This is a genomic window from Paenibacillus sp. NPDC101420, assembly GCF_050277435.1.
Classification (GTDB): domain Bacteria; phylum Bacillota; class Bacilli; order Paenibacillales; family Paenibacillaceae; genus Paenibacillus_AQ.
In genome coordinates this window covers 919804-941994 of sequence record NZ_JBNNSE010000001.1, presented here as the reverse complement: position 1 = coordinate 941994, position 22191 = coordinate 919804, and the positions used below count along the sequence as shown (strand labels likewise).

Annotated in this window: 24 protein-coding genes, 1 other RNA gene and 1 riboswitch; of the genes, 18 read left to right on the top strand and 7 right to left on the bottom strand. The window is 44.3% G+C overall.

Features of this window, described 5'->3' with window-relative positions:
- Window positions 1-98 precede the first annotated feature (98 nt).
- The gene (locus ACQKMP_RS04385) at window positions 99-194 is read right to left on the bottom strand and encodes a hypothetical protein (RefSeq protein WP_042186834.1); all 96 of its coding nucleotides are present in this window, start codon (window positions 192-194) and stop codon (window positions 99-101) included.
- A gap of 186 nt (window positions 195-380) precedes the next feature.
- On the opposite strand from ACQKMP_RS04385, the gene ACQKMP_RS04380 reads away from it, so the two are divergent.
- The 3 genes from ACQKMP_RS04380 to ACQKMP_RS04370 all read left to right on the top strand — a co-directional run bounded on the left by ACQKMP_RS04380 (window position 381) and on the right by ACQKMP_RS04370 (window position 2050).
- Window positions 381-1205, top strand: coding sequence for a YesL family protein (locus ACQKMP_RS04380; protein ID WP_042186837.1), 825 nt, complete (start codon window positions 381-383; stop codon window positions 1203-1205).
- 104 nt (window positions 1206-1309) lie between these two features.
- A non-coding RNA gene (gene ssrS / locus ACQKMP_RS04375) (6S RNA) lies at window positions 1310-1501 on the top strand.
- Window positions 1502-1660: 159 nt separating this feature from the next.
- The gene (locus tag ACQKMP_RS04370; RefSeq protein WP_042186839.1) at window positions 1661-2050 is read left to right on the top strand and encodes a DUF1499 domain-containing protein; all 390 of its coding nucleotides are present in this window, start codon (window positions 1661-1663) and stop codon (window positions 2048-2050) included.
- 298 nt (window positions 2051-2348) lie between these two features.
- On the opposite strand, the gene tpx is transcribed toward ACQKMP_RS04370, so the two are convergent.
- Window positions 2349-2867 carry a thiol peroxidase gene (gene tpx / locus ACQKMP_RS04365; protein WP_042186841.1) on the bottom strand — a complete coding sequence of 173 codons (519 nt, stop codon included), beginning with the start codon at window positions 2865-2867 and terminating at the stop codon, window positions 2349-2351.
- Between the two features lie 116 nt (window positions 2868-2983).
- Between tpx and ACQKMP_RS04360 the strand changes: the two genes are divergently transcribed.
- Both ACQKMP_RS04360 and ACQKMP_RS04355 read left to right on the top strand, forming a co-directional pair.
- Window positions 2984-3619: a rhomboid family intramembrane serine protease gene (locus ACQKMP_RS04360; protein WP_379422159.1), complete on the top strand. Its 636-nt coding sequence runs from the start codon at window positions 2984-2986 to the stop codon at window positions 3617-3619.
- A gap of 4 nt (window positions 3620-3623) precedes the next feature.
- Window positions 3624-4538: a LysR family transcriptional regulator gene (locus ACQKMP_RS04355; RefSeq protein WP_042186843.1), complete on the top strand. Its 915-nt coding sequence runs from the start codon at window positions 3624-3626 to the stop codon at window positions 4536-4538.
- Between the two features lie 35 nt (window positions 4539-4573).
- Here the strand turns inward: ACQKMP_RS04355 and ACQKMP_RS04350 are convergent, their stop codons facing one another.
- Together ACQKMP_RS04350 and ACQKMP_RS04345 are read right to left on the bottom strand one after the other, a co-directional pair.
- Window positions 4574-5245 carry a zinc metallopeptidase gene (locus ACQKMP_RS04350; RefSeq protein WP_042186846.1) on the bottom strand — a complete coding sequence of 224 codons (672 nt, stop codon included), beginning with the start codon at window positions 5243-5245 and terminating at the stop codon, window positions 4574-4576.
- Between the two features lie 35 nt (window positions 5246-5280).
- Window positions 5281-5715, bottom strand: a complete 435-nt coding sequence (locus ACQKMP_RS04345) for a MerR family transcriptional regulator (protein ID WP_042186848.1) — start codon at window positions 5713-5715, stop codon at window positions 5281-5283.
- 546 nt (window positions 5716-6261) lie between these two features.
- Between ACQKMP_RS04345 and ACQKMP_RS04340 the strand changes: the two genes are divergently transcribed.
- The 3 genes from ACQKMP_RS04340 to ACQKMP_RS04330 are packed head-to-tail and all read left to right on the top strand — an operon-like array spanning window position 6262 to window position 9515.
- Window positions 6262-7656: an ammonium transporter gene (locus ACQKMP_RS04340; protein ID WP_042186849.1), complete on the top strand. Its 1395-nt coding sequence runs from the start codon at window positions 6262-6264 to the stop codon at window positions 7654-7656.
- 39 nt (window positions 7657-7695) lie between these two features.
- Entirely contained in the window at window positions 7696-8769 is a 1074-nt protein-coding gene (locus ACQKMP_RS04335) for a DUF294 nucleotidyltransferase-like domain-containing protein (protein ID WP_427469209.1), read from the top strand.
- Window positions 8766-9515: an exonuclease domain-containing protein gene (locus ACQKMP_RS04330; protein ID WP_042186851.1), complete on the top strand. Its 750-nt coding sequence runs from the start codon at window positions 8766-8768 to the stop codon at window positions 9513-9515. The genes ACQKMP_RS04335 and ACQKMP_RS04330 overlap by 4 nt, the downstream gene beginning before the upstream one ends.
- Here ACQKMP_RS04330 and ACQKMP_RS04325 read toward each other — a convergent pair.
- A complete protein-coding gene (locus ACQKMP_RS04325) occupies window positions 9497-9973 on the bottom strand; it encodes a M67 family metallopeptidase (protein WP_339246914.1) in 477 nt (158 codons plus the stop codon). The genes ACQKMP_RS04330 and ACQKMP_RS04325 overlap by 19 nt on opposite strands.
- Window positions 9974-10124: 151 nt before the next feature.
- Here ACQKMP_RS04325 and ACQKMP_RS04320 point away from each other — a divergent pair, with 151 nt between their 5' ends.
- On the top strand, window positions 10125-10688 hold the full coding sequence (locus ACQKMP_RS04320; RefSeq protein WP_427468885.1) for a TlpA family protein disulfide reductase: 564 nt from the start codon (window positions 10125-10127) through the stop codon (window positions 10686-10688).
- A 96-nt stretch (window positions 10689-10784) separates the two neighbouring features.
- Here the strand turns inward: ACQKMP_RS04320 and cimA are convergent, their stop codons facing one another.
- Window positions 10785-12404 (bottom strand): citramalate synthase, encoded by a 1620-nt coding sequence (gene cimA, locus ACQKMP_RS04315; RefSeq protein ID WP_042186855.1) that lies wholly within the window; start codon window positions 12402-12404, stop codon window positions 10785-10787.
- 179 nt (window positions 12405-12583) lie between these two features.
- Here cimA and ACQKMP_RS04310 point away from each other — a divergent pair, with 179 nt between their 5' ends.
- The 3 genes from ACQKMP_RS04310 to ACQKMP_RS04300 all read left to right on the top strand — a co-directional run bounded on the left by ACQKMP_RS04310 (window position 12584) and on the right by ACQKMP_RS04300 (window position 15876).
- The gene (locus tag ACQKMP_RS04310; protein WP_371915713.1) at window positions 12584-13915 is read left to right on the top strand and encodes a DNA polymerase IV; all 1332 of its coding nucleotides are present in this window, start codon (window positions 12584-12586) and stop codon (window positions 13913-13915) included.
- Between the two features lie 150 nt (window positions 13916-14065).
- Entirely contained in the window at window positions 14066-14308 is a 243-nt protein-coding gene (locus tag ACQKMP_RS04305) for a ferredoxin (protein WP_042186857.1), read from the top strand.
- 134 nt (window positions 14309-14442) lie between these two features.
- Window positions 14443-15876, top strand: a complete 1434-nt coding sequence (locus ACQKMP_RS04300; protein WP_427468884.1) for a L,D-transpeptidase family protein — start codon at window positions 14443-14445, stop codon at window positions 15874-15876.
- On the opposite strand, the gene ACQKMP_RS04295 is transcribed toward ACQKMP_RS04300, so the two are convergent.
- Complete coding sequence (locus ACQKMP_RS04295) at window positions 15873-16010, bottom strand: hypothetical protein (protein WP_167348489.1); 138 nt, start codon at window positions 16008-16010, stop codon at window positions 15873-15875. The genes ACQKMP_RS04300 and ACQKMP_RS04295 overlap by 4 nt on opposite strands.
- A gap of 211 nt (window positions 16011-16221) precedes the next feature.
- Between ACQKMP_RS04295 and ACQKMP_RS04290 the strand changes: the two genes are divergently transcribed.
- The 6 genes from ACQKMP_RS04290 to ACQKMP_RS04265 all read left to right on the top strand — a co-directional run bounded on the left by ACQKMP_RS04290 (window position 16222) and on the right by ACQKMP_RS04265 (window position 21828).
- Window positions 16222-17316 (top strand): quinone-dependent dihydroorotate dehydrogenase, encoded by a 1095-nt coding sequence (locus tag ACQKMP_RS04290; protein WP_427468883.1) that lies wholly within the window; start codon window positions 16222-16224, stop codon window positions 17314-17316.
- Between the two features lie 30 nt (window positions 17317-17346).
- Window positions 17347-18159, top strand: coding sequence for a GTP pyrophosphokinase (locus ACQKMP_RS04285; protein WP_042126350.1), 813 nt, complete (start codon window positions 17347-17349; stop codon window positions 18157-18159).
- Window positions 18149-18601: a DUF309 domain-containing protein gene (locus tag ACQKMP_RS04280; RefSeq protein ID WP_427468882.1), complete on the top strand. Its 453-nt coding sequence runs from the start codon at window positions 18149-18151 to the stop codon at window positions 18599-18601. The genes ACQKMP_RS04285 and ACQKMP_RS04280 overlap by 11 nt, the downstream gene beginning before the upstream one ends.
- A gap of 101 nt (window positions 18602-18702) precedes the next feature.
- Window positions 18703-20229 (top strand): RsmB/NOP family class I SAM-dependent RNA methyltransferase, encoded by a 1527-nt coding sequence (locus tag ACQKMP_RS04275; protein WP_427468881.1) that lies wholly within the window; start codon window positions 18703-18705, stop codon window positions 20227-20229.
- Window positions 20230-20231: 2 nt separating this feature from the next.
- Window positions 20232-20996, top strand: coding sequence for a pseudouridine synthase (locus tag ACQKMP_RS04270; RefSeq protein ID WP_427468880.1), 765 nt, complete (start codon window positions 20232-20234; stop codon window positions 20994-20996).
- A gap of 31 nt (window positions 20997-21027) precedes the next feature.
- Window positions 21028-21828, top strand: a complete 801-nt coding sequence (locus ACQKMP_RS04265; RefSeq protein ID WP_042186870.1) for a Cof-type HAD-IIB family hydrolase — start codon at window positions 21028-21030, stop codon at window positions 21826-21828.
- A gap of 206 nt (window positions 21829-22034) precedes the next feature.
- Window positions 22035-22126, top strand: a riboswitch (cyclic di-GMP riboswitch).
- The last annotated feature ends 65 nt before the right edge of the window (window positions 22127-22191 follow it).

Sequence of the window (22191 nt, the reverse complement as noted above, 5' to 3'; positions counted from 1 at the left end):
GATGATTTATCAAAATACAAAGAAGACGAGATGCCGAATAGCGGTTCTCGTCTTCTTTGTGCTGAAATATAAGGGTGTTTATTGAATTAGCAGCTTATTTAAATGAAAGTACGAGTGATGATAACGAGCAGGATAAACAATACGAGGATCGTACCAGTGGAAGTCCAGCCGCCGTAGCCAACAGGTGAGGACATATAATAACCTCCTTTAGAATGTGGTGATTTTGGAAATTCTTATGGTCACAATCCCAATATATGGACTCTATAGACTTAATGTATAGACGATGACCTAGAATTCAGAAAGTTGGGCTATGGAAAAGAGTAGGTCAAATGAGGTATAGTTAAGATAAGCAGTATGCAAGAGACAGAGGAGGAAGGGAATTGGAGTTTAAAGGAGCAATGGGTGGTTTATACCGCATCACAGAATGGATTACACGTATCGCAGCTAGTAATATCTTATGGGCACTATGTTCCGCCCCGTTTTTATTTTTCGGATTGATGAAATTGATGATGCTTGGGACAAGCTCAGGTGGAGTAAATGAGCAGCTCACATTGAACTGGGCTATGGGGATTCTGGCGCCATTTACAGTATTTCCTGCTTCGGCGGCTTTATTTACCGTTGTGCGCAAATGGGTTATGGGGAACACGGATGTAGGAACTTTTCGTACGTTTTTTCAGGGGTATAAAGAGAATTATTTAAAAAGTATGCTCGGTGGAATTATCTACACATTGATGTTCGTTATTATGTACGTCGATGTAACGGTTTACATGACACAAATGCCTAACTTCAGAATTGTTGGTATTTTGATGTTAGTGCTCATGATTATTTTATCGGTGTCCATGTTTAACTTCTTTTCTATTGTCGTTCATTATCAAATGAGCTTTAAACAAGTGATGACTAATTCAATATTGCTGACTATAGCACGTCCAATTCGCGTGTTCTCAACTTTGATTGCAGCTGCAGTGCTAGCTTATATTGGTCTTAGATATCCAGCACTGTATTTCATCTGTATTCCAACGTTGATTGCGATGGCTGCTTTCTTTAACTTCTATGCTACCTATAATAAACTGCAATTGCAGGTGGAGCAGAAGAAACTGAAAGAGGAAGAAGAGCGAGAAGCTGCATTGAACAATCAAGAGGATGACGACGATGACGATGATGATTATGAAGATGATGTTGAGGATAAAGATGTAAAACGTATTTAACAAAGACGAGTATTAAGCACTCGGAAATCGTCAGTAATTTAATTCCAGTGTAAAATAAAGCGCATACAGGTTTACTTTTTCGTTAAAACGCAATATAATAATAACAAATCCTGCGATGTTCGTTACGGTTGCTCGTTGTTTTGAACCAATGATAATGTCTTGGGAGATCTACACGAAGCGCAGCTGAACAGCCCTGTCTATATGACTTGGGGAATTCAAAAACGTTTTCTGCGATCACCCACCTGCTCTAGCAGGTTCAGAAGACACTGTAGCCGGACGGCATAAGCGGGTTTTCTATTGTTTAGGCCAAAGCGCCCTGTATCCCGTGAAAGTTGGGAACGGGCGCTTTTTTGTGTGTCTGGAACAAGGAGAAAGTGAGTAATACCCTTTTGTTCCTGAGACAAGAGTGTTACACTTAGAATAATGAACTTGGGATTTGTAGAGGGGGAAGAATTTTGTCGTTAAAAAGAACCTTGGTCGGTTTATTCCGTAGTCATGATGGAACAAGCGACCGCGCAAAAGATCCGACATTAAAAACGCGTTATTACAATCTAACGAAAGACAAAGCTTGGGAGGAAGTTTCATCAACGCTTAAGAAGATTCCTGGATTCAAGGTGCTTCATGAAGTGGAGTCAGTAGGTGAGATCACTCTGGAGAAGAGAACGGCATTCGGCCGTACACTGGACATTACTGTCTCTGTGCTCAATACCACACCTGTACGTTGTGGCGTAGATATGTACTCTGCATCTAGAGGTTCGCTAGGTGATTTGGGTGCTAATTACCGTGTCATTCAGCGGTTATATGCGTCCTTGGACAAAAAATTAGGAAAATACAAAGCAGACTAATTTTCAGAGATTCTTACTAAACCTTCTTACTTAGGGATTGTATGAATGCGTTTACGCAAATGTTGACTGCTCTGGATATTATCGATAAATCTTTCTATTACAAAAAAAGCGGGAGAAGGATGGACCTTCTTCCGCTTTTTTCAAAATATAAGAAAGTATAAGTTCTACACCTATAGTTTATGTCTTATATTTCTCGCATAAACACTTTGTCGCCCTTGTAAGGACGACAAAGGCATTTATGCTTGCAGTGATAAGTAAGTATTGTCGAAAATGGCCGCTAACTTACTGTTCTAGAGAATTAGAGCAAACTCTTCACAGCAGCTATAGCATCTTCGTAATTAGGGTGCTCGGTCATTTCACTCAAATATTCAACATAGGTGAGTGTGTTGTTCTTGTCTAGTACAAAAATAGAACGCATATCTAACCGGAATTCTTTGATTAGTACGCCATAAGCTTGTCCGAATGAGGCTGCTTTGTGATCAGATAGAGTGATTACGCGATCGATCCCTGCAGCGCCACACCAGCGGGCTTGAGCAAATGGTAGGTCCATACTTACCGTGAGGATAACTACATCGTCACCTAGCTCTGCAGCTTCGCTATTGAACCGGCGGGTCTGTGCATCACATACACCAGTATCTAGAGAAGGTACAACACTGATCAGCTTGATTTTACCGGCATAATCACTAAGAGACACTTCTTCCAGTAGATTCTTACTTAGAACAAAATCAGGAGCGGGATCACCAGCTGTAAGCTTGGGTCCTACGAGAGTGATGGGGCTGCTTTTGAAAGTAGCTACGCCTGTTCTTTCTTGCGTCATATCCTTGTTTTCCTCCTCGAATTGTAATATTGGCTCTTACTGCCACAATAAATTATAATCTTATTTACAGGGAGATGTCCAACAAAGCAAGATATAAATGTAAAGGGATGGGTGTAATGATATTTATTCGGTATGAAAATTGGAAAAGTTATCTCCGGTATTACCCGGTAACATGTCTTCTCATTGTAGCTAATGTGATTATGTTTATGCTCATGGCGTTCAATGGTGGATCCACCAATATACAAACACTTGTTGATTTTGGTGCTATAGTTGATGTTAGCCCGTATAAAGAGGAACTGTGGCGTTATGTGGCGGCTATTTTTTTACATAATGGGTTTTCCCATCTATTCTTTAATAGCTTCGCTCTACTGGTATTTGCACCGCCTCTGGAGCGCCTGCTTGGCTGGTGGCGATATGCAATTCTTTATGTGGTAGGTGGAGTTCTTGCGAATTTTCTAACGATTGCAATCAGCAGTCGCTCAGTATTAGAGGTAGGTACGGTCTCGGTAGGTGCTTCTGGAGCAATCTACGCCGTCTATGGCGCATTTTTATACATTGCTGTTATTCAACGGGCGATGATGGACGAAGGCTCGCGAAAGACGTTATACGGTTTGCTTGTAATCGGGATCATTATGTCGTTTGCAACACCAAAGGTGAATTGGGTTGCGCATATCGGAGGCTTGGTTTCTGGCTTTTTCCTATATGGACTTATTATTCGTATATTTAAAAAAAGCCTAAGACAGGGGCGATGATGGAGTGGAGCTAAGACAGCTGCAATATTTTCTAAAGGTAGCCCAAAAAGAACATGTAACAAGAGCGGCGGAGGAACTTCATGTAGCGCAGTCTGCGGTAAGCCGCCAGATTCATCAATTGGAGCAAGAGCTTGGGGTTGACTTGTTCATGCAAAAAGGGCGTAATTTGCAGCTTACGCCAGTTGGACAGCTCTTTTGCAAGCGGGTGGATAGTATTCTTAAGGAATTGGAACATTCGGTAAATGAAGTGCATGAATTTCTAGATCCGGAACGTGGAGAGATTCGTATAGGGTTTCCTCACAGTCTTGGAACTCATCTTATCCCGACTATCGTTGCAGAATTCCGCCAGCACTATCCCCATGTTAAGTTTCGCTTTAAGCAGGGCTCTTACCCTTCGCTGATAAAGGACGTATTATCTGGAGAGGTGGATTTAACATTTATTTCGCCTTTTCCGGAAAATGATGAGCATGTCTCTGGAGATATTGTTATGACTGAAGAGTTATTTGCAATACTTCCTCAGAATCATCAGCTGGCAGGAGAATCTGAGATCCGACTGGAACAGCTTCAAAATGAAAAGTTTGTTCTATTCAGTCAAGGTTATTCTTTGAGGCCGATCGTTTGGCAAGCATGCTTGCAGGCGGGATTTCAACCACAGATTGCATTCGAAGGTGGGGAGACTGATACCATACGTGGTTTAGTGGCGGCAGGGATGGGTGTAAGCCTTCTGCCGGAGATGGCGTTCTATCAGACGAATCCTCTCCAGCCAGCTCAGGTAAGGGTTGTGGAGCCTGCTGTGACGAGGACGGTTGGTTTGATTTACCGAACAGATAGTAAGTTGCCGCTGGTTGCGCGTTCGTTTCGGACTTTTTTGATATCCTATTTTAAAGCGAGGCAAAATAATACCCCGGTTGGCTCTTAGCCTTCCGGGGTTTCTTTTTGTGTTGTATTTTTGTATTAGTCGCGGTTACCTAAAAAGACGGTAATCAAACGAAGCAGTTCGAGTAAGGAGACTAGCGCGGCGGCAACGTACGTTAATGCAGCTGCGTTTAGGACTTTGGCTACTCCGCGTTCCTCTTCGTTACGAATGTAGCCTTGCTCTACCATGACTTGACGTGCCCGGTTGCTGGCATTGAACTCAACTGGGAGTGTCACAAGCTGGAAGGCAACAGCGGCCGAGAAGAAAATGATACCAAGGCCTACGAGATTAAAGTAACCGAAAATAAATCCTGCCATAAGCATGAATGGTGCTATACCTGATGCAAAATTAACTACTGGGAACATCCGGTGACGTAGTGTTAACATAGGATAACTTACTTTATGCTGAATGGCGTGACCCACTTCGTGACAAGCGACTGAGACTGCTGCGATAGAACTCTCATAATAAACAGGCTCTGATAAGCGTACAACTCTGTGAATCGGATCATAGTGGTCAGAAAGCGTACCTCTTACAGGCTCAATCGGAACATCGTGAAGTCCATTTGCGTCGAGCATGCGTCTAGCTGCTTCATATCCTGTCAGACCGTTTAAGTTGGCGACCTTGGACCATTTGCTGAATGTCCCTTTAACTCTGAACTGGGCCCATAATGAAAAAATAAAAGCGATAATTACTAATAGATACATTCCCATAGCTGCATTCCTCCACTGTATTGTAAATATGGTATTTACATTGGCGGTCCTTGCGTAAGCAATAGAAGCCGAATCGCCTCCATGCAGGCCACTCCTTGTGGGAGTAAGTTAGAGAGCGCGCGTCTGGCCTGTCCCGGCTTCAGACCGCTTATAATGGGTTCAAGTGCCTTTACTTCACGTTCTAGTCGTTGCATATGCTGCTCAAGCTCGACTAATTTATCAGATACGTCAGTTTCAGGAGTAGCCTCGCTCCATTTGCTCATCATGGATTTGATTTCTTCCAATGAATACTTGTCATGCTTTAATTGATTAATACGTTCTAAGTCGACCAAGGTTTCATGACTGTAAAGTCGGTAATTTTTGGTGCTTCTTGACTCTGGGGAGATTAACCCCAATTTCGTGTAATAATCAATGGTGCGCTCACTGATGTGAGCAGCCTTAGCTAATTCTCCAATTCGATATAGAATCATATCCCCATGCTACCTCGCCTCACTAATCGAATTCGACTGTCCATAAAGGATAGTCGTCTCCTATATTGGTGGTTTCTATTATGCTATCTGTAATGATAACAAACTGGAAACCATACAGTCAAACGTCATACTTTCATAAAGTATATGCATTAAAGAGAGGTTAATTCATGAAATGAAATGCGTTGTTTATATACAATACACTCAAACTCTATGTGATATCAAATTTGAACCGATTATGCTCATTAATAAATCCTAACTATAAACATGACATTTAATGTTATGTTTATTGGAGAATCAGTAAGGATAATTCGATAAAAAAGTAATATTAGAGTGGATCTTCACGTAGTTATTTCAATGAATTCATAGCTGTATGGGCCTAAAATACTGAGATAGTCCAAGTGTACTATGGAGAATTTGTGAGTTTAGTGAAAATAAAATAAAAACATTCCCAAAAATAGTCTTGTCAATTTACCTGACTTCTGATTATAATGACATTAAGAGTTTCACGCTTTGTTAGAAAATATAACATTGGGGAGTGGGGTAAAAATGAAAAAGAAATGGTTGATGATGTTACTGGCCATGATTACGCTGATGGTTTATCCGGTAAGTGCTTTTGCGGCGGACGGTCCAACAAATGCAGATTTGCAGGTCGGATTGGATACCGCGTTTACCTTCCTGGCATTCATCTTAGTTTTCTTTATGCAAGCAGGGTTCGCGATGCTTGAAGCAGGATCAGTTAGAATGAAGAATGCAGGTCACGTAGCCGGTAAGACGGTACTGACACTAGCCATTGCGAGTGTATGTTTCTGGGCCGTTGGCTTTGGACTTGGCTTCGGTAACGGTAACGGCTTCTTCGGTACTACAGGCTTCTTGTATGGCGGAGATTCAACAGCATCTTCATTTGAATCACTTGCATTTTCTGATGTTACTTTAAATGTTAAATTCTTGTTCCAAATGGCGTTTGCAGCAGTTTCCTTAGCTATCGTATCTGGAGGCATGGCAGAACGTGCAAAGATCAGTGTGTACATTATATTCGGAATTTTATTCTCAATCGTAATTTATCCTGTCGTAGCACACTGGGTATGGGGCGGCGGCTGGTTGGCTGAGCTGGGAATGCAAGATTATGCAGGTTCCACGGTTGTCCATCTTACAGGTGCCACTGCAGCGGTAGTAGCAACCATATTGCTTAAGCCACGACTTGGTAAGTTTAATAAAGAAGGTAAACCTGTTATTATTCCAGGTCATAACCAAGTATTTACTGTACTCGGTGTGATTATCCTCTGGTTTGGTTGGTTCGGATTTAATCCAGGTAGTGCTTTGTCCCCAATGGGAGGTTTCTTTGGTCACGTAGCATTAACAACGAATATCGCAGCAGCAGCAGGCGGTTTGGCGGCATTAATTGCTTCTTGGTTGTATTTTGGTAAATCTGATATTCCAGCAATGCTGAATGGTGTTCTAGCTGCATTGGTTGCGATCACTGGTGCATGTGCTTACGTTGAACCATGGGCGGCAATCATTATTGGTTTAGTAGCGGGTGCGTTCACATTCATGACTTCCCAATGGCTGGAACGTGCAGGACTTGATGATCCAATCTATGCTTTCTCGGTACATGGTATTGCGGGAATGTGGGGCGCGGTTTCCACGGGTCTATTCGCTGCACCGGATCTTATTACTAAAGGTGCTTTGGTAGGGGAAGCAGGATTGTTCTACGGTGGAGGTTTCCACCAGCTGGGTGTTCAAGTGCTTGGGGTAGTAGGAACATTTGCTTTCGTAGCCGTGCTTTCATTCATTATCTTATATGTAATGAAGGTAACAACAGGACTTCGTGTTACGGAAGAAGAAGAATTGATGGGTCTGGATATCAGTGAGCATGGTACTTACGGATACCCTGAACAAATGAAATTAATTGCAGAATCGGAATCTAAAACCCTTAAACAATAATATGAATCCTCAGATAGGGAGGCGGACCGTGTGGCTTCGATGGAGTTAACAGACGGGTATGATGAAGAAAGCTTTAGGGCCATCGTTTTAGCCGGTTCGCCACAGGAACTTAGGGAGAGGCGAATTGCCTGCCAAAGTATTCTACTGGAACAGTTGAATGTAATTCCGATTGAGGAATGGATGTTTCGTGTGAATACAATGCATGATCTTATTGCAGAGACTGCAGTACTAATATGTGAGGCGCAGATGAAAGAGGCGGGCTATGGCCCGCCTCCCTGTGCTTATTCCTTTATTGTGTTTGGCAGTAGTGGAAGGCAGGAAGCTACACTGTGGAGCGATCAGGATAATGGTTTGATCGTTGCGGGTGAACCGGATGGGGAGAAGAATAGATACTTTGAATTTTTTGGAATGATGTTATCCGATCTGCTTGAAGAAGTGGGATATGAGAAATGTGCAGGCAAGGTAATGTGCTCCCAAGGGATGTGGAGGAAGACGTTATCGGAATGGAAGGAGCAGCTGAAGGAATGGAGAACCCAGTTGGAATGGGAGCCAATTCGGTATCTTATCATTTCTTCAGATATGCGTCATGTTGCGGGAAGTACGGAGTTATCAGCATTGTGGCAAGAGGCTTTCTATGAGGGTTTTATTGACAATGAGGAGTTGTCTGTGGCTGTTCTTCGCAATACAGTCCGCCATAAAGCGACTTTAAATCTGCTGGGACAGGTGTTAACAGAGCGCTTTGGGGATTATGCAGGTGGATTTGACATTAAGTATGGAGTCTATATCCCGGTAGTGAACATTGTTAGGCGCTTATCGTTATTGCATCATATTAGAGCTAGCTCGACCTTAGAGCGAATTGAAGAGCTTAAAAGACTTCACAAATATCAACATCTGGATGATATTCGGCGGGCTTTCTTATTGGCGATGCGGATGCGAGTGAACACGCCATTTAGTGTCCAGAATGGCTTGTTAATCAGCAGTGATTATATTGCTGAGAGTGAACTGAAGAATAAGCAGCTATTGTCTGAGCTGCGTGAAAGTCTGCTGCTTGTTAGACGCCTTCATCGGGCGTTGCAGCGTCAGCTCCGCTCAGCGGAAAGGTGGCGAACATGAGGGAGCCAAGCAAGAATGGAGGATTCTGGAACAACCTGAGACAAGGTGGAATGCCGTCGGCAATCGCTTCGATGAGAGGGGGAGAAACTGCTCATCAGACTGCGCAGCAAATGGCCTATATCCGATCTCTCATGCGTGAGAAGCGTCGTCCTGAGGTGCTGCGTACTCCGCTGTCTGAACTGGAGACGGTTATATTTGATTTAGAGACGACGGGATTTTCTCATCAGCATGGAGATGAAATTATGTCGTTTGGTGCTATTAAGGTTGTTGGAGAGGAAATTAAGGAAGATGAATGCTTTTACACCTTGGTGAATTGTCAGACGGCAATTCCAGAAGATATTACGAGGTTAACAGGGATAACGGAAGAGATGACTGGGTCCGCCCCTTCCTTAATTGATGGCCTTCATAATTTCATGTCCTTTGTGGGGCAAAATGTGCTAGTGGCACATGCAAGCTCGCATGATAAAGCTTTTCTCAATGCCGCGCTATGGAGAACTTCTAAAGTTCAGCTTACACACCGGGTGCTGGACACGATGATGCTTGCACGTTGGCTCGAGCCGCAGCGAAATAACTATACACTCGATGAACTGTTATTTGTCCATGAAATTCCGATTCATGGACGTCACAATGCATTAGAGGATGCCAAAATGACAGCCCGGCTGTGGGTGGCTTATCTTCGCGAAATTTCGGAGCGGGGCCAAGTAGATACCTTAGGCGATTTATATGCTTATTTAAGTAGAACGTGAAGCGGGGCATGAGATAGTTCAGGGAAAGCTTTTCCTTGTTCTTTTGAATACCGCTCAATATAAAATCCATTCAGAAATGGAGAGCAGCCATCTTCAGTTCTGGGAGAACCAATAAGGTAGACCTTAAATTCAGATCCAAGTGCTGCTAATCCTTTATAATCGGCAACCGAAGGTACAGGTTCTGAATTTGGGTGGGAATGAAATAAACCGATGAGTGTCGGCTCATTGTAAAGAACATGAATCCACTCTTCAGGGTGGGGAGCAAATGTGTGCAGCGGGTCTGGCGCTACGTTGCGCATAGGTACGTAAGTATCGATGAGCATGCCACCCGCTGCGGCAGCACCCAGCAGGACACCGCATGCTTCATGCGGGTAACTGGACAGCAAGTGCTTCCCCAGTGCTTGCTGTACGGAATATTTCAGTCTTATAGGCTGGACATTTCCCTGTAATGCTGCCATTTGTTCACCCCTCTCTCTTCATTAGGGTTTCGTCGCTGACGATACCCTCTTTTTATTTTTTCTTTTTGTCTAAAAAATGGATGGTTTGAAATTGAAGTTAATGAGGGTACAATAGTAGAAAACTATTCCATTCGAAAAGGAACAGATCCCTATGAAAGCAGTAAATAAATTGAATATCACGATAGTGATTCTTATTGTATGTGTAGCTGTGTTTGCGGTGTGGCATAATCGTGAGCCGAAGGCTACCGCTGTTTTTGGACAACAAGATGAGCCGCCAATGAAAATAGGACCCAAGGCTGGACTGCGCGCTCCCTCATTTTCACTCCAAGGAACGGATGGGGCTACATATGTAGTTGACGGACCGCGAGAGAAGGCAGTCCTCGTTAATTTCTGGGCTTCATGGTGTGATCCCTGCAAGGAGGAAGCTCCGGAGCTTAACACCATGGCCACTAAGTATAAGGATGTTCTAGATATTTACGGTATTAATGTGAGTAGTCAGGATTATAAACCCAATGCAGAACGTTTTATTAAGAAATACGGTCTTGTGTTCCCGGTTATGTTTGATGTGAAAGATGAGGTGTACAGCAAATATAACGGAGCAGTATTTCCTACCAATGTGCTTATTGACAAGAATGGAGTGATCTCAGAGATTATTCTGGGCATTCTTAGTCCGGAAGAACTGGAGAAAAAAATTATCAAGCTTACCGAATCATAAAGGATCTACACCAAAGAATTATAAAAGGCCCCCTTCATTACAGTTAAACTGTTGAAGGGGGTTCTTCGTCATATGAATGCTTATGAAAGGTATGAATTAATGATTCACCAGGCCTCTAGGTTCAGTACTTCCAGACTGTTCATTTTCCAGCGAGAGTTGATTCAGAAGTGCGTAGCGCATACTGTCAACAAGCGCTTCCCAGCTGGCTTCAATGACGTTACTGGAGACGCCTACCGTACTCCAAGTGTCTGTGAAGTTCTTGGATTCAATCAATACCCGTACTTTCGCAGCAGTCTGATCCTGTTCATCTATAACACGGACTTTATAGTCTGATAGATGCATTTCCTTCAATTGCGGGAAGTAGGTCTGCAGCGCTTTACGAAGAGCGTTGTCGAGTGCATTGACCGGACCGTTACCTTCAGCAGCGGTATAAAGGTTCTCATTGCCAACCTTCAGTTTAACGAAGGCTTCAGATACAACTGGATGCTCTGCGGTTTTTTCGACTAACATCTTGAAGGATTCAAAGGTAAAGGTTTCGTTCATCTCGCCAGTAGCTTCCCGAAGCAATAGCTCCAGCGAGGCATCGGCACCTTCGAATTGATACCCCTGATGCTCCATCGTTTTGATCTTCTCGATCACCCGGCGAGCTTGCTCGCTGCTTGGATCCAAATTCAAACCCATATCTTGCGCCTTGGAGAGCACATTGCTCTGTCCAGCCAGTTCAGAGACCAGCACACGTTGTTTATTCCCGACAAGCTCAGGAGCGATGTGCTCATAGGTCCGTGAATCACGCATGATAGCGGAGACATGGATTCCACCTTTGTGTGCGAAAGCTGCATTTCCGACATAAGGTTGATTTACCGGCAGATTAACATTGGCAACTTCACTAATATAGCGTGCTGTGTTCGTAAGCTGCGGTAAAGAATCACCAGGAATACAGTGGTATCCCATTTTGAGCTGAAGGGTAGGGATGATGGAACATAAGTTGGCATTGCCGCATCGTTCGCCGTAACCATTAATGGTACCTTGAACTTGCCGTGCTCCAGCACCGATGGCGCTAAGTGTATTAGCTACCGCCAGCTCACAGTCATTGTGAGTGTGAATTCCGAGATTTGCTCCAGGTAGCTGCCCAGCCAGAGCGGTAACAATCTCATGAATTTCAAAAGGCAATGTTCCACCGTTGGTATCGCACATTACAAGCCAATCTGCTCCGGCTTCCCGGGCTTTGGACAGAACGGCTGCTGCATATTCAGGATTGTTCTTGTATCCATCAAAGAAATGCTCGGCGTCAAAAATTACTTCAAGGCCTTTGCGTTTCAAGTAGGATATGGAGTCGCCAATCATGGCGAGATTCTCCTCAAGCGTAGTCTGTAATGCAGTGTGTACATGAAAATCCCAAGACTTTCCGACGAGTGTAGCAGCAGGAACTCCTGCATCAATCATACGTTTTAAATTGTCATCGTTTTCGGCCAAGGAATTCTTCCGCCGTGTGCTGCCGAACGCTGTGATTTTGGCGTTCAGATGAAGCTCCTTGACTCTTTTAAAAAATTCAATGTCTTTATTGTTGCTTCCCGGGATGCCACCTTCAATATAGTGCACACCCAGATCATCGAGCTTCTTGGCAATCTTCAGCTTGTCGTCAGCCGACAGACTGATGCCTTCACCTTGGGTGCCGTCGCGTAATGTAGTATCGAAGATGGAGATGGACTTAGACATGAGTGTCCTCCTAAAAGTTTTGTAAGCTTCGTCTTCCGGATTCACTTCGTGCAAAACTCACATCGGAAGCATTGGCAAGGGAAATGAATTTATACATTATAGCATTTTTACGCGGGAATGTAACAAAGAACTTTACAGCCTCTTAAGTTGACCTAACCGCAGCGGAGAGGTATTCTAAATTGGACAATAGAGACCCTGAGGATAAGAAGGTAGATATTGTGCAGAATGTTGATCAGTATTATCCAACGAGTGGCAGGGTTATCCTGCATGTGGATATGAATGCTTTTTATTGCTCGGTACATGAGGCAGAGGATCCTGACCAATTCAGAGGTAAGGCTACTGCGGTTGCGGGTAGCGTTGAATTACGGAAAGGGATTATTGTTACTTGTTCGTATGTCGCCCGCAGATTGGGGATCTCGACGGGTATGCAGGTTCAGAAGGCGCTACGTATTTGTCCATCGCTTATCGTTATTAAGCCGGACTTCCATTTATACCGCAAATATTCTAATGCGTTTATGCAGATTGCTTATAGCTATACACCATTACTGGAAGCAGTGTCGATAGATGAATGTTACTTAGATATAACTGGCTCCAGGCAATTCGGTACGCCTATGGAAATTGCGGAAACTATTCAGCGCCGTATAATGGAAGAATTGGGCTTGCCATGCTCCATTGGTATTGCTCCAAATAAGCTCCTGGCGAAGATGGCTTCGGATTTAAAAAAGCCAAATGGTATTTCGGTGCTGCGGCTGCGGGATGTACCTAAGATTTTATGGGATAAGCCATGTAATGAAATGTTCGGTATCGGTGGAAAAACGGCAGAGAAGCTCCGTAAGCTGGGAATTTACAGCATTGGTCAATTAGCGGCGTCTGATGAGAAAATGCTGGTTGAGAATTTTGGAGTTATGGGCTCATGGCTAAAGCGTGCAGGGAACGGCATCGATCATGGGATAGTAAATCCTGAGCGAGAGCAAAGTAAGTCGATCGGACACACCACTACACTGCCGCGGGATGTTATTGGCCTTGCTGAGGTACGCCCCATTTTGCTGAATCTAAGTGATCAGGTAGCGCGGCGCTTGCGAAAGCAAGGGCTTGTGGCTTCAGGTGTGCAGCTTACCATTCGGACACCGGATATGAAGACCATTACTCGTTCGCGGCAGCTTGAGGCGCCTTCAGAGAGTGGAGAAGATATCTACAAGTCTGTCTGTGATCTTTATGTTCGACATTGGAATGGTGAGAAGCCTGTTCGACTGCTTGGTGTGACCTTGCAAGGATTGATCGCTAAAGAGGATTCTGCAATACAGTTGGATTTGTTCGATTACGAACAGCAGCCTAAGAAAGAGTCACTGACCAAGGCCATGGATATGCTTCGCAATAAGTTTGGTGAAAATGCAGTTTTGACCGCTGGGATGTTAAGTGACACCCATTCTGCAAGGCTACGTAATCATAAGGAACGAGGCACCTCACTGCAAAAGGATAATCTGTTGTCTGTTGAGTCAGATAAAGATTGATAAAACGTGTCGAAATTGATACTATAGAATGCGTCAGAAATGCAAACGTATTGAAAATCAATTGAAATTGTATTCTTTTTATATTAATATGAGAAAAATAAGACGCTGGTTCAACAGCGCAGCATTGCTTAACGGGAGGCAGAGAAAAAAATGGCTAAGTACACTTGGGTCGAAAAAGACACTTGTATCGCTTGTGGTGCATGTGGCGCAACGGCTCCTGATATTTTTGATTACGATGACGAAGGTTTGGCAGAAGTTATTTACGAAAATGACAGAAACTGCGGTGTGACAGCGATTCCGGACGATTTGTTTGATGATCTCCAAGATTCCTGTGATGGTTGCCCAACCGACTCCATTAAAATTGCGGACGAACCTTTTAACAAAGAAGGTTAATTACTCGATAAAGAGTAACGTGCGACACCAGATAAAGACATCTTCTGCGAACATTTTGTTCGGCTAGGGATGTCTTTTTTGCTGTGTCTGACCGATATTAATAAAGTAGGAATTATAAACTCTCGGAGGTTCCGATGAAGAACTCACAGCACCTCAAAGCATATGTACAGATGCACCCAGATAACAAAATGGCATGGTACTTGCTGGGGAAGGAATACTATAAGAACGGTCAACATGGAAAAGCTAATTATTGCTTCAATCAGGCTGGTGAAGTGTATGAGGCTTTCGAGCATAGTAAGGTACCTGCTGAAATGCTGCGCGAATACGAAGATGGATTGCTGCAAGCGAGTCGCCAGCGTGAGCGCGGCCAACAAAGATTGAGATACATATCACTGGCGCTAATGCTTCTTATACTGTTAATGGTACCTTCAGCAGTGGCTCCGGGTATTGGTGTTACTGAAGAACAAGAAGTCCTTCAAGACACGGCAGCTCCAGAAGTCAAAGATCTGCCAGATCCAAAAGACTCCGTCCAAGAGCCGGTTATTGAGGCGAAAAAAGTGATGTATACAGCGCAAGAAAATGGAACTGAGGCTTCGCAAGGAAAGTTAATGGCGAAAATGCTAATGCGTAAAGAACCTTTTGAAGCTGCTGTGTTAGGGATGGAGCGAGAGGGAAAATGGCTGCTCTGGAAAGAGAAGCTTCCGCTAAATTTCACACTGCAAAAGAATGGAAAGGGACGGATGGTATATCAGTCTTACGATCCTAAGGCATGTGCATGTGAGCCGCCAGAGCAAGGGCAACTCGCCAAGGATGGAGCAGAATGGCAGGGTGACCAAGAGGAGCTTGCCACACTATGGAGTGCAATCCGGGCTTATCAAGATGCTAAAGGGAAGCTTCCAGATACATTAGCGGATTTGACGGGATCTTTTCCTGAGAACTGGATAGGTGGGACGACAACCGTCATGAAGCGGGAATTCAGCCCTCTTAAAGCGGTGGCTAAGAACAAGATGGCACCGGGAACAGAAGACATAGCGGAGCCTTCAAACTCATCTAACGATGGTGTGAGGACTATACCGACAGCATTAAGTGTGAGTGGAAGTGTTGCGAGAGACGTTCCTTTTTTTGATCAACCGCTGAGGGTCGTTGTGGATAAACAAAATCACCGGTTGGCGGTAGTCAGCGGTTCTATTATTCTACGGAATTATGCGGTAGGACTTGGCGGAGATAAGACACCAGAGGGGAATTTCGTGATTACAGATAAAGTCGTCAATCCAAATGGTCGAGATGATGGGGATTTCGGTAGCAGGGGGCTTCAGCTTTCGGACAGTAATTATGCTATTCATGGCACGAATGAGCCTGACAGTGTTGGTAAGGATGAATCGCTTGGATGTATTCGAATGGGCCGAGAAGATGTGGAGGAGCTCTTCGCGCTGATTCCTAAAGGTACAACAGTAGTGATTAGTAAAGGGGTTCTGCCTGAAAAGCAGCTTGTGCCGGCTAAACGCTTCAGCTCTACTGCTAAGCATGATCAGACCAACCCCCACAAAGTATACCACTGGCTGAATTAGTTTCCTGCAACGATAAACAGAACGATGATTAGAAGAATTAGTAAAGTTAAACTGACGCCAATCCACATTAGCGCTTTACGGTTAACTTCTTCTTTCTTTTGCTGCAAAGTTGGTGGTTTACGTTTAGTAGACATATTGGGCATACCTTCTTTCTCTCTTAATCGCTGATTACACCTATATTGTAATGCGTTTACAACAAAATTACTATACTCTGCGTTATGTACTCAACATACTCGCACTGTAAAATACTTTTCTTTTGTTCAAGAAAAGGCTAAAATTAAGAAGAAACCTACAGAAACGGGTAGACACGTGGATTAGTGAAGTACCCCTTAAGGAGCGAGAACGGTGTTGTATCGTAATTTTGGTAAACCAATTTTTTTCAAGATTGATCCCGAGAAGGCTCACCATCTCGTCATAGGTGGATTGGATAAATCGTCATCAGTGCCAGGTGGAAGCGCGGCGCTACGTTTAATGTACGGAGTTCCTGAAACGGCGGATTTAGCGGTTGATCTGTTTGGCACGCATTTCCCGACGCCAGTTGGACTTGCTGCAGGTTTAGATAAAAATGCCGATGCGGTAGTCGGATTCTCTTCGATCGGGTTTGGATTTATGGAAGTGGGCACGGTTACCCCTAAGGGTCAACCAGGTAATGATAGCCCTCGTTTGTTCCGTCTTCCTTCGGATGAAGCACTGATTAATCGAATGGGCTTCAATAATGAAGGGGTTGATGCTATGGCACAGCGTCTGAAGAAATTAAAGAATCGGAGAATTCCTATAGCAGTTAATATTGGCCGGAATAAGATAACTAGTAATGAAGCGGCTCATGAAGACTATCGTCAGTGCATCCGTACGCTTTATCCGTACGGTGATTTTTTTGTGGTCAATATCAGCTCGCCGAATACACCTGGTCTTCGCAATCTCCAGCATGGCAGTGAATTATCGTTCCTGCTGGCTCAAGTGAAGGAAGAAATGGAGATTCAGCGTAAAGCGACCGGGATTACCAAAAGCTTGTTGGTTAAGATAGCACCAGACGTAACTGATGAAGAGCTGGAGTATATGGTTCAGACACTGACAGAAGCTGGTATGGATGGTATTATTGCTACGAATACTACATTGAACCGTGATGGACTTAGTCATGAAAAGGCTAATGAGACGGGGGGCTTAAGCGGCAAACCGCTGCGGGACCGCTCAACGGAGATCATTCGCAGTATTTATCGCCAGACGGAAGGGAAGATGCCGATCATAGGATCAGGCGGCATTTTCACCAGTCAGGATGCGTATGACAAGATAAGAGCAGGTGCGAGTCTGGTCGAAATTTATACAGCTCTCATTTACGAAGGACCGGAGGTTAACCGCAAATTGCATGCCGGATTACGGCAGCTATTACGGCGGGATGGATTCAGTCATATCTCTGAAGCAGTGGGCGCTGATCATCACTGAAGGAGACGAAAGGACAGGAGGACGAAGGCGATGGACGGCAGGGACTGGGGAACTTTTTTGCTTCCATATGAACAGACTGTGGAAGAATTGAAAGTTAAATTCAAAACAATGCGTTCGGAGTTGAAGAAAAGAGAGGAATACACGCCGATAGAATTCGTAACGGGGCGTGTAAAGCGGCTGTCAAGCATTCTGGAAAAGGCTAAACGGCTGAATGTGAAGATGGAAGATCTGGAGACGGGGATTGAAGACATTGCAGGAATTCGGATCATGTGCCAATTCGTAGAGGATATCCGCAGAGTGGCGGAATATATCCGGGCCCGTAAGGATCTTGAAGTACTCTATGAGAAGGATTACATCACTAATTATAAAGAGAGCGGCTACCGCAGCTTCCATATGATTATTAAATATCCTGTGCAAACAGCGCTTGGCCAGAAAATTGTGCTCGCGGAGATCCAAATTCGTACGCTAGCTATGAATTTCTGGGCTACCATAGAGCATTCCCTGAACTATAAATATCGGGAGAGTCTACCCGATGAAATGCGTGTTCGACTAAAGACGGCAGCTGAAGCAGCATCGATCCTCGACAGTGAAATGTCCAGTATTCGGGAAGAGATTCTGGAAGCACAGAAGACATTCGAGGAAAACTCGAATATGACCACTCAGATTCTCAAGGCCATTCATCAATTGTATTTCTATCACTTGGTGAATGAGGCTATAGATACGCAGGCTCGCTTTAACGAAATATGGCAGGTTCAGGATATGGAAGCGATGAAGGAACTTCTAGATCATGTGCGGGGACTCCTTTCCGCAGCTAAAAAGGATAGTTTGCCGGATGGCTTATGAACCATTGTACTTGGAATACCTAGTGTACTTTAATCGTGACAGGGATTATTTTGAATGTCACGAGGTGCTCGAAGAACTGTGGCTTGCCCAGGACCGAAATCCTTTGTACAAAGCACTTCTTCAAGTAGCGGTAGGGTTATACCATTTTCGCAATCAGAATGTGCGCGGTGCAGCTATTATGCTGAGTGGTGCTTCTGCCAAACTGGAAGAATATCCAGCAGCGACACTCGGCATTAATTTGGCGAAACTCGTGGAGGAAGTGAAAGATTATGTTCGGCGCTTAGCATCATATGATGAGCGGCCATTTTCTTATTACGATCTAACCATAGAGATTATTGATCCGAGTCTAGCGGACCAAGTGGAGAATGCAGCTGTAGCTATCACACCGAATAACCCTCAACGACGTGGTCCTCAGAGACCGACATCCTTTCATCGTAAGTAAAGATCCTCTATATATGAGTATTGTATAAGGGACACCCGTAGGGGTGTTCCTTGAATCTTTAAACACCTAAATTTTTGCAATACTATCAGGAGGACGGCATCATGGCGGCACAATTGCCCAGTTCTTTCAGCGAGCGTATGATGGACATGCTGGGAACAGATTATAATCAATTTGCGGATTCTTATAAGGAAACCCCATACGGAGGCGTCCGTGTTAACACCTTGAAGATTTCCGTGGAGAGCTTAAAGGCTCTTTCTACTTTGGGACTGGAACCCATTCCTTGGTGTCCGACAGGATTTTATACAGAGAATGGGGCTAGACCTGGTAAACATCCTCACTACCACGCAGGTTTATATTACATTCAAGAGCCGAGTGCGATGGCACCTGTGGAATTGCTTAATATTGAACCAGGTGATCGTGTACTTGATTTATGTGCCGCCCCTGGGGGGAAATCTACGCAGATTTCAGCCAAGCTGTTAGGTAAAGGATTGCTGGTTAGTAATGATCTTCATCCAGAACGGACTAAAGCTCTAGCTAAAAATCTGGAGCTGTATGGGGTTCGTAATGGTATTGTACTGAACGAAAGTCCAGATCATATCGCGGCTGCATTCCCGCTTTTTTTTGACAAGATCTTGATTGATGCTCCCTGCTCTGGTGAAGGGATGTTCCGTAAAGATGAAGACATGGTGAAGCAGTGGGATTCAGGTACACCTGCCAAATATGCTTCCATGCAGCGGGATATTTTACGTTCTGCTGCAACAGCATTGGCACCGGGAGGTACACTTGTCTATTCCACCTGTACCTTTGCTACAGAAGAAAATGAGGAAATTATAGCCGAGTTTATTTCTGAACATCCACAATTCTCAGTGGTGACGGTAGGAGGTACAGGCTCATTCGCTCCTGGCTTCGGAGAACTCTCAGGAACAGCAAGACTGTGGCCGCATAAGGTGAAAGGCGAAGGACATTTCATGGCTGTATTGCAACATGGGGGAACTAAGCGCTCAATGGAGGAACGTGATCACTTAGAGGTCAAGTTAAACGAATCTGCAAGAGCAAGAACTACTACTCCAAAAAGTGCAGCACACGTTAAATCATCCAATAAATCAGAAGGAAGACGGGGGAAAGAAGGGAAACCCTCTCACAAACCTACTGGTGGCGCTGACCGTGGTCGGCAAGTTTCAGGTGACGAGCAAGCTTTGACTGCGTATGAAAATTTTGTGCGAGATCAGCTTGGTTGGGAACCGCAAGGATATCCGGTTCTGTTCGGTGACCATCTGTACATTTCTCCACTTCCTAAGGAAAGACTAAATGGATTAAAGACGATCCGCCCGGGATGGTATGTAGGACAAATCCGTAACGGAAGATTTATTCCAGGGCATCCAATGGCTACAGCTTTGCATCCGGAAGAAAGCTGCCGAAGTGTCTCACTCTCCAGTACGAATCATGAAGCTATTTCCTATCTTAAAGGAGAGACGTTGTCGATTTCTCAAGAACGTCTCTCTATTAGAATAGGAAGTGCCCAAAAGGGATACGTTCTGGTCTGCATTGATGGCTACAGCGCAGGCTGGGGTAAGTGGCAGGATGGCATACTCAAGAACGAATATCCCGCAGGCTGGAGGTGGATGTAGCAATGAGCCAATCAGGTAAGCCCGCCAAAAAACAACGATTAGATAAAGTGTTGTCCCATATTGGAGTGGGGTCGCGCAGTGATATCCGTAAACAAGCTAAACAAGGCTTAATATTGGTGAACGGGACCGTGGTAAAAGATAGTGGGTTCCATGTGGATCCTTATGCCGATAAAATAGAGGTAGGGGGAGAAGTTGTTACCTACCGTGAATTCATATATCTTATGATGAACAAACCCCCGGGTGTCCTGTCAGCTACGGAGGACAAGCGGGATCGGACGGTTTTGGATCTTTTAAAGCACGAGTATGCACAGTTTGAACCGTTTCCTGTAGGAAGGCTAGATAAGGATACTGTGGGACTGCTGCTGATCACTAATGATGGGAAGCTTGCCCATGAATTGCTGTCGCCACGTAAGCATGTCCCGAAAACGTACGAGGCAACCATCGAGGGCGATGTAGACGCGGATGATGTCGCGGCTTTTGCAGCAGGGGTGGAGCTGGAAGATGGCTACGTTACTTTACCTGCACACTTAACCATTCTTGGAAGAGAGCGCGGCAGCAAAGTGATTTCCCATATTTCACTTATCATCACTGAGGGGAAATTTCATCAGGTGAAGCGTATGTTTCAGGCGGTAGGCAAAAAAGTCACTTTTCTGAAACGTGTATCTATGGGAGAATTGAAGCTGGATGAAAGTCTGCCGCTTGGAGCTTGTCGGGAACTGACGTTAGAGGAACTGGCACTCTTAGGCGCAGAATCATCTCAAGGATAATATAGAAAAAGAAAGACAAGGATGGTGGAGTATGAGATACAAACTGATTGCACTAGATGTGGACGGTACGCTATTAAATGATGATCACCACTTAAGCTCTGAGAATAAGGAAGCTATTGCTGAGGTTACACGTCTTGGCGGTCAAATCGTATTGTGTACGGGACGCAGTCCACAGAACTCGATTCCTTTCATGGAGGAAATGGGGCTGACTGGTTACGTGCTTGGTCACAATGGAGCAGCGACGGTACGAGTGGAAGATCGAGAAGTGCTGCACCAATATGGTATGGATGCACGTGGTCTTGACCCCTATATTGACTATTGCCGTAAGCACAATATTCATTATGATGTGAATACTGCTTTTGATATGTATGTTGATAATGTAGAGAATCTGACTAAAGAAGCTAATTATATGTATGAGCACTTCCGTATTGTGCCAGCGACGCTGCCCGCATGGGAAGATTTCCGTGAACCGGTTGTTAAGTTTACTGTATTTACACAGCCAGAAATCCTTGACGAAGCTGAACGTGAATGGCGTACTTGGGCTCCTGAGTACAATATTTTGCGGAGTGGTGAATTTTTCGTTGATTTGATGCATCCCGAATCTTCTAAGGGAAACGCATTAAGAAATCTCGCTGTGAAGCTGGGAATTCCGCAAGAAGAAGTCCTCTCAATCGGTAATTATTTTAATGATATTTCTATGCTTACCTATGCGGGGATGGGCGTGGCGATGGATAATTCTCCTGTAGAGGTAAAAGCGGCAGCGAATGCTGTTACGGGTTCGAACAATGAGCATGGTGTGCGTGATGCGCTGGTTAAATATTGTTTATCCTAATCTTTTTGATCCTGTAAAATAATTTTAGATGCAAAGCATAAAGCGGACTGGAGTCCTGTTTTATGCTTTTTTTTACGTTGACATAAGGATACGAGTAAATCGACGGTAAATAGAAATGGAAGATAAGTCGTTTACAGGTAATTATAACCATGATAAAATTAGCGGTGGGACATGCGTCCGTAAGCTAATTAAAACTAATTGATTGTCCGCGTTAAAGGTAAAATCATCGAAAGATGATGACACAAAGCCATGGGTCTAAAGCCTTTCTACAGAAGGAAATGATCGCCAGGCCGCCATAGGGATGTCTTATGAAGCATAAAGGATAGCTCTAAGAATATGTAGTCAATTTTGAGCTCTTTTATT

Excerpts from the sequence above, each read along its gene's own strand:
- ACQKMP_RS04385 (WP_042186834.1), bottom strand. The coding sequence starts at position 194 with ATGTCCTCACCTGTTGGCTACGGCGGCTGGACTTCCACTGGTACGATC.
- tpx (WP_042186841.1), bottom strand. The coding sequence starts at position 2,867 with ATGACGCAAGAAAGAACAGGCGTAGCTACTTTCAAAAGCAGCCCCATC.
- ACQKMP_RS04360 (WP_379422159.1), top strand. The coding sequence starts at position 2,984 with ATGATATTTATTCGGTATGAAAATTGGAAAAGTTATCTCCGGTATTAC.
- ACQKMP_RS04350 (WP_042186846.1), bottom strand. The coding sequence starts at position 5,245 with ATGGGAATGTATCTATTAGTAATTATCGCTTTTATTTTTTCATTATGG.
- ACQKMP_RS04345 (WP_042186848.1), bottom strand. The coding sequence starts at position 5,715 with ATGATTCTATATCGAATTGGAGAATTAGCTAAGGCTGCTCACATCAGT.
- ACQKMP_RS04340 (WP_042186849.1), top strand. The coding sequence starts at position 6,262 with ATGAAAAAGAAATGGTTGATGATGTTACTGGCCATGATTACGCTGATG.
- ACQKMP_RS04335 (WP_427469209.1), top strand. The coding sequence starts at position 7,696 with ATGGAGTTAACAGACGGGTATGATGAAGAAAGCTTTAGGGCCATCGTT.
- ACQKMP_RS04330 (WP_042186851.1), top strand. The coding sequence starts at position 8,766 with ATGAGGGAGCCAAGCAAGAATGGAGGATTCTGGAACAACCTGAGACAA.
- ACQKMP_RS04325 (WP_339246914.1), bottom strand. The coding sequence starts at position 9,973 with ATGGCAGCATTACAGGGAAATGTCCAGCCTATAAGACTGAAATATTCC.
- ACQKMP_RS04320 (WP_427468885.1), top strand. The coding sequence starts at position 10,125 with ATGAAAGCAGTAAATAAATTGAATATCACGATAGTGATTCTTATTGTA.
- cimA (WP_042186855.1), bottom strand. The coding sequence starts at position 12,404 with ATGTCTAAGTCCATCTCCATCTTCGATACTACATTACGCGACGGCACC.
- ACQKMP_RS04305 (WP_042186857.1), top strand. The coding sequence starts at position 14,066 with ATGGCTAAGTACACTTGGGTCGAAAAAGACACTTGTATCGCTTGTGGT.
- ACQKMP_RS04300 (WP_427468884.1), top strand. The coding sequence starts at position 14,443 with ATGAAGAACTCACAGCACCTCAAAGCATATGTACAGATGCACCCAGAT.
- ACQKMP_RS04295 (WP_167348489.1), bottom strand. The coding sequence starts at position 16,010 with ATGTCTACTAAACGTAAACCACCAACTTTGCAGCAAAAGAAAGAAGAA.
- ACQKMP_RS04285 (WP_042126350.1), top strand. The coding sequence starts at position 17,347 with ATGGACGGCAGGGACTGGGGAACTTTTTTGCTTCCATATGAACAGACT.
- ACQKMP_RS04280 (WP_427468882.1), top strand. The coding sequence starts at position 18,149 with ATGGCTTATGAACCATTGTACTTGGAATACCTAGTGTACTTTAATCGT.
- ACQKMP_RS04275 (WP_427468881.1), top strand. The coding sequence starts at position 18,703 with ATGGCGGCACAATTGCCCAGTTCTTTCAGCGAGCGTATGATGGACATG.
- ACQKMP_RS04270 (WP_427468880.1), top strand. The coding sequence starts at position 20,232 with ATGAGCCAATCAGGTAAGCCCGCCAAAAAACAACGATTAGATAAAGTG.
- ACQKMP_RS04265 (WP_042186870.1), top strand. The coding sequence starts at position 21,028 with ATGAGATACAAACTGATTGCACTAGATGTGGACGGTACGCTATTAAAT.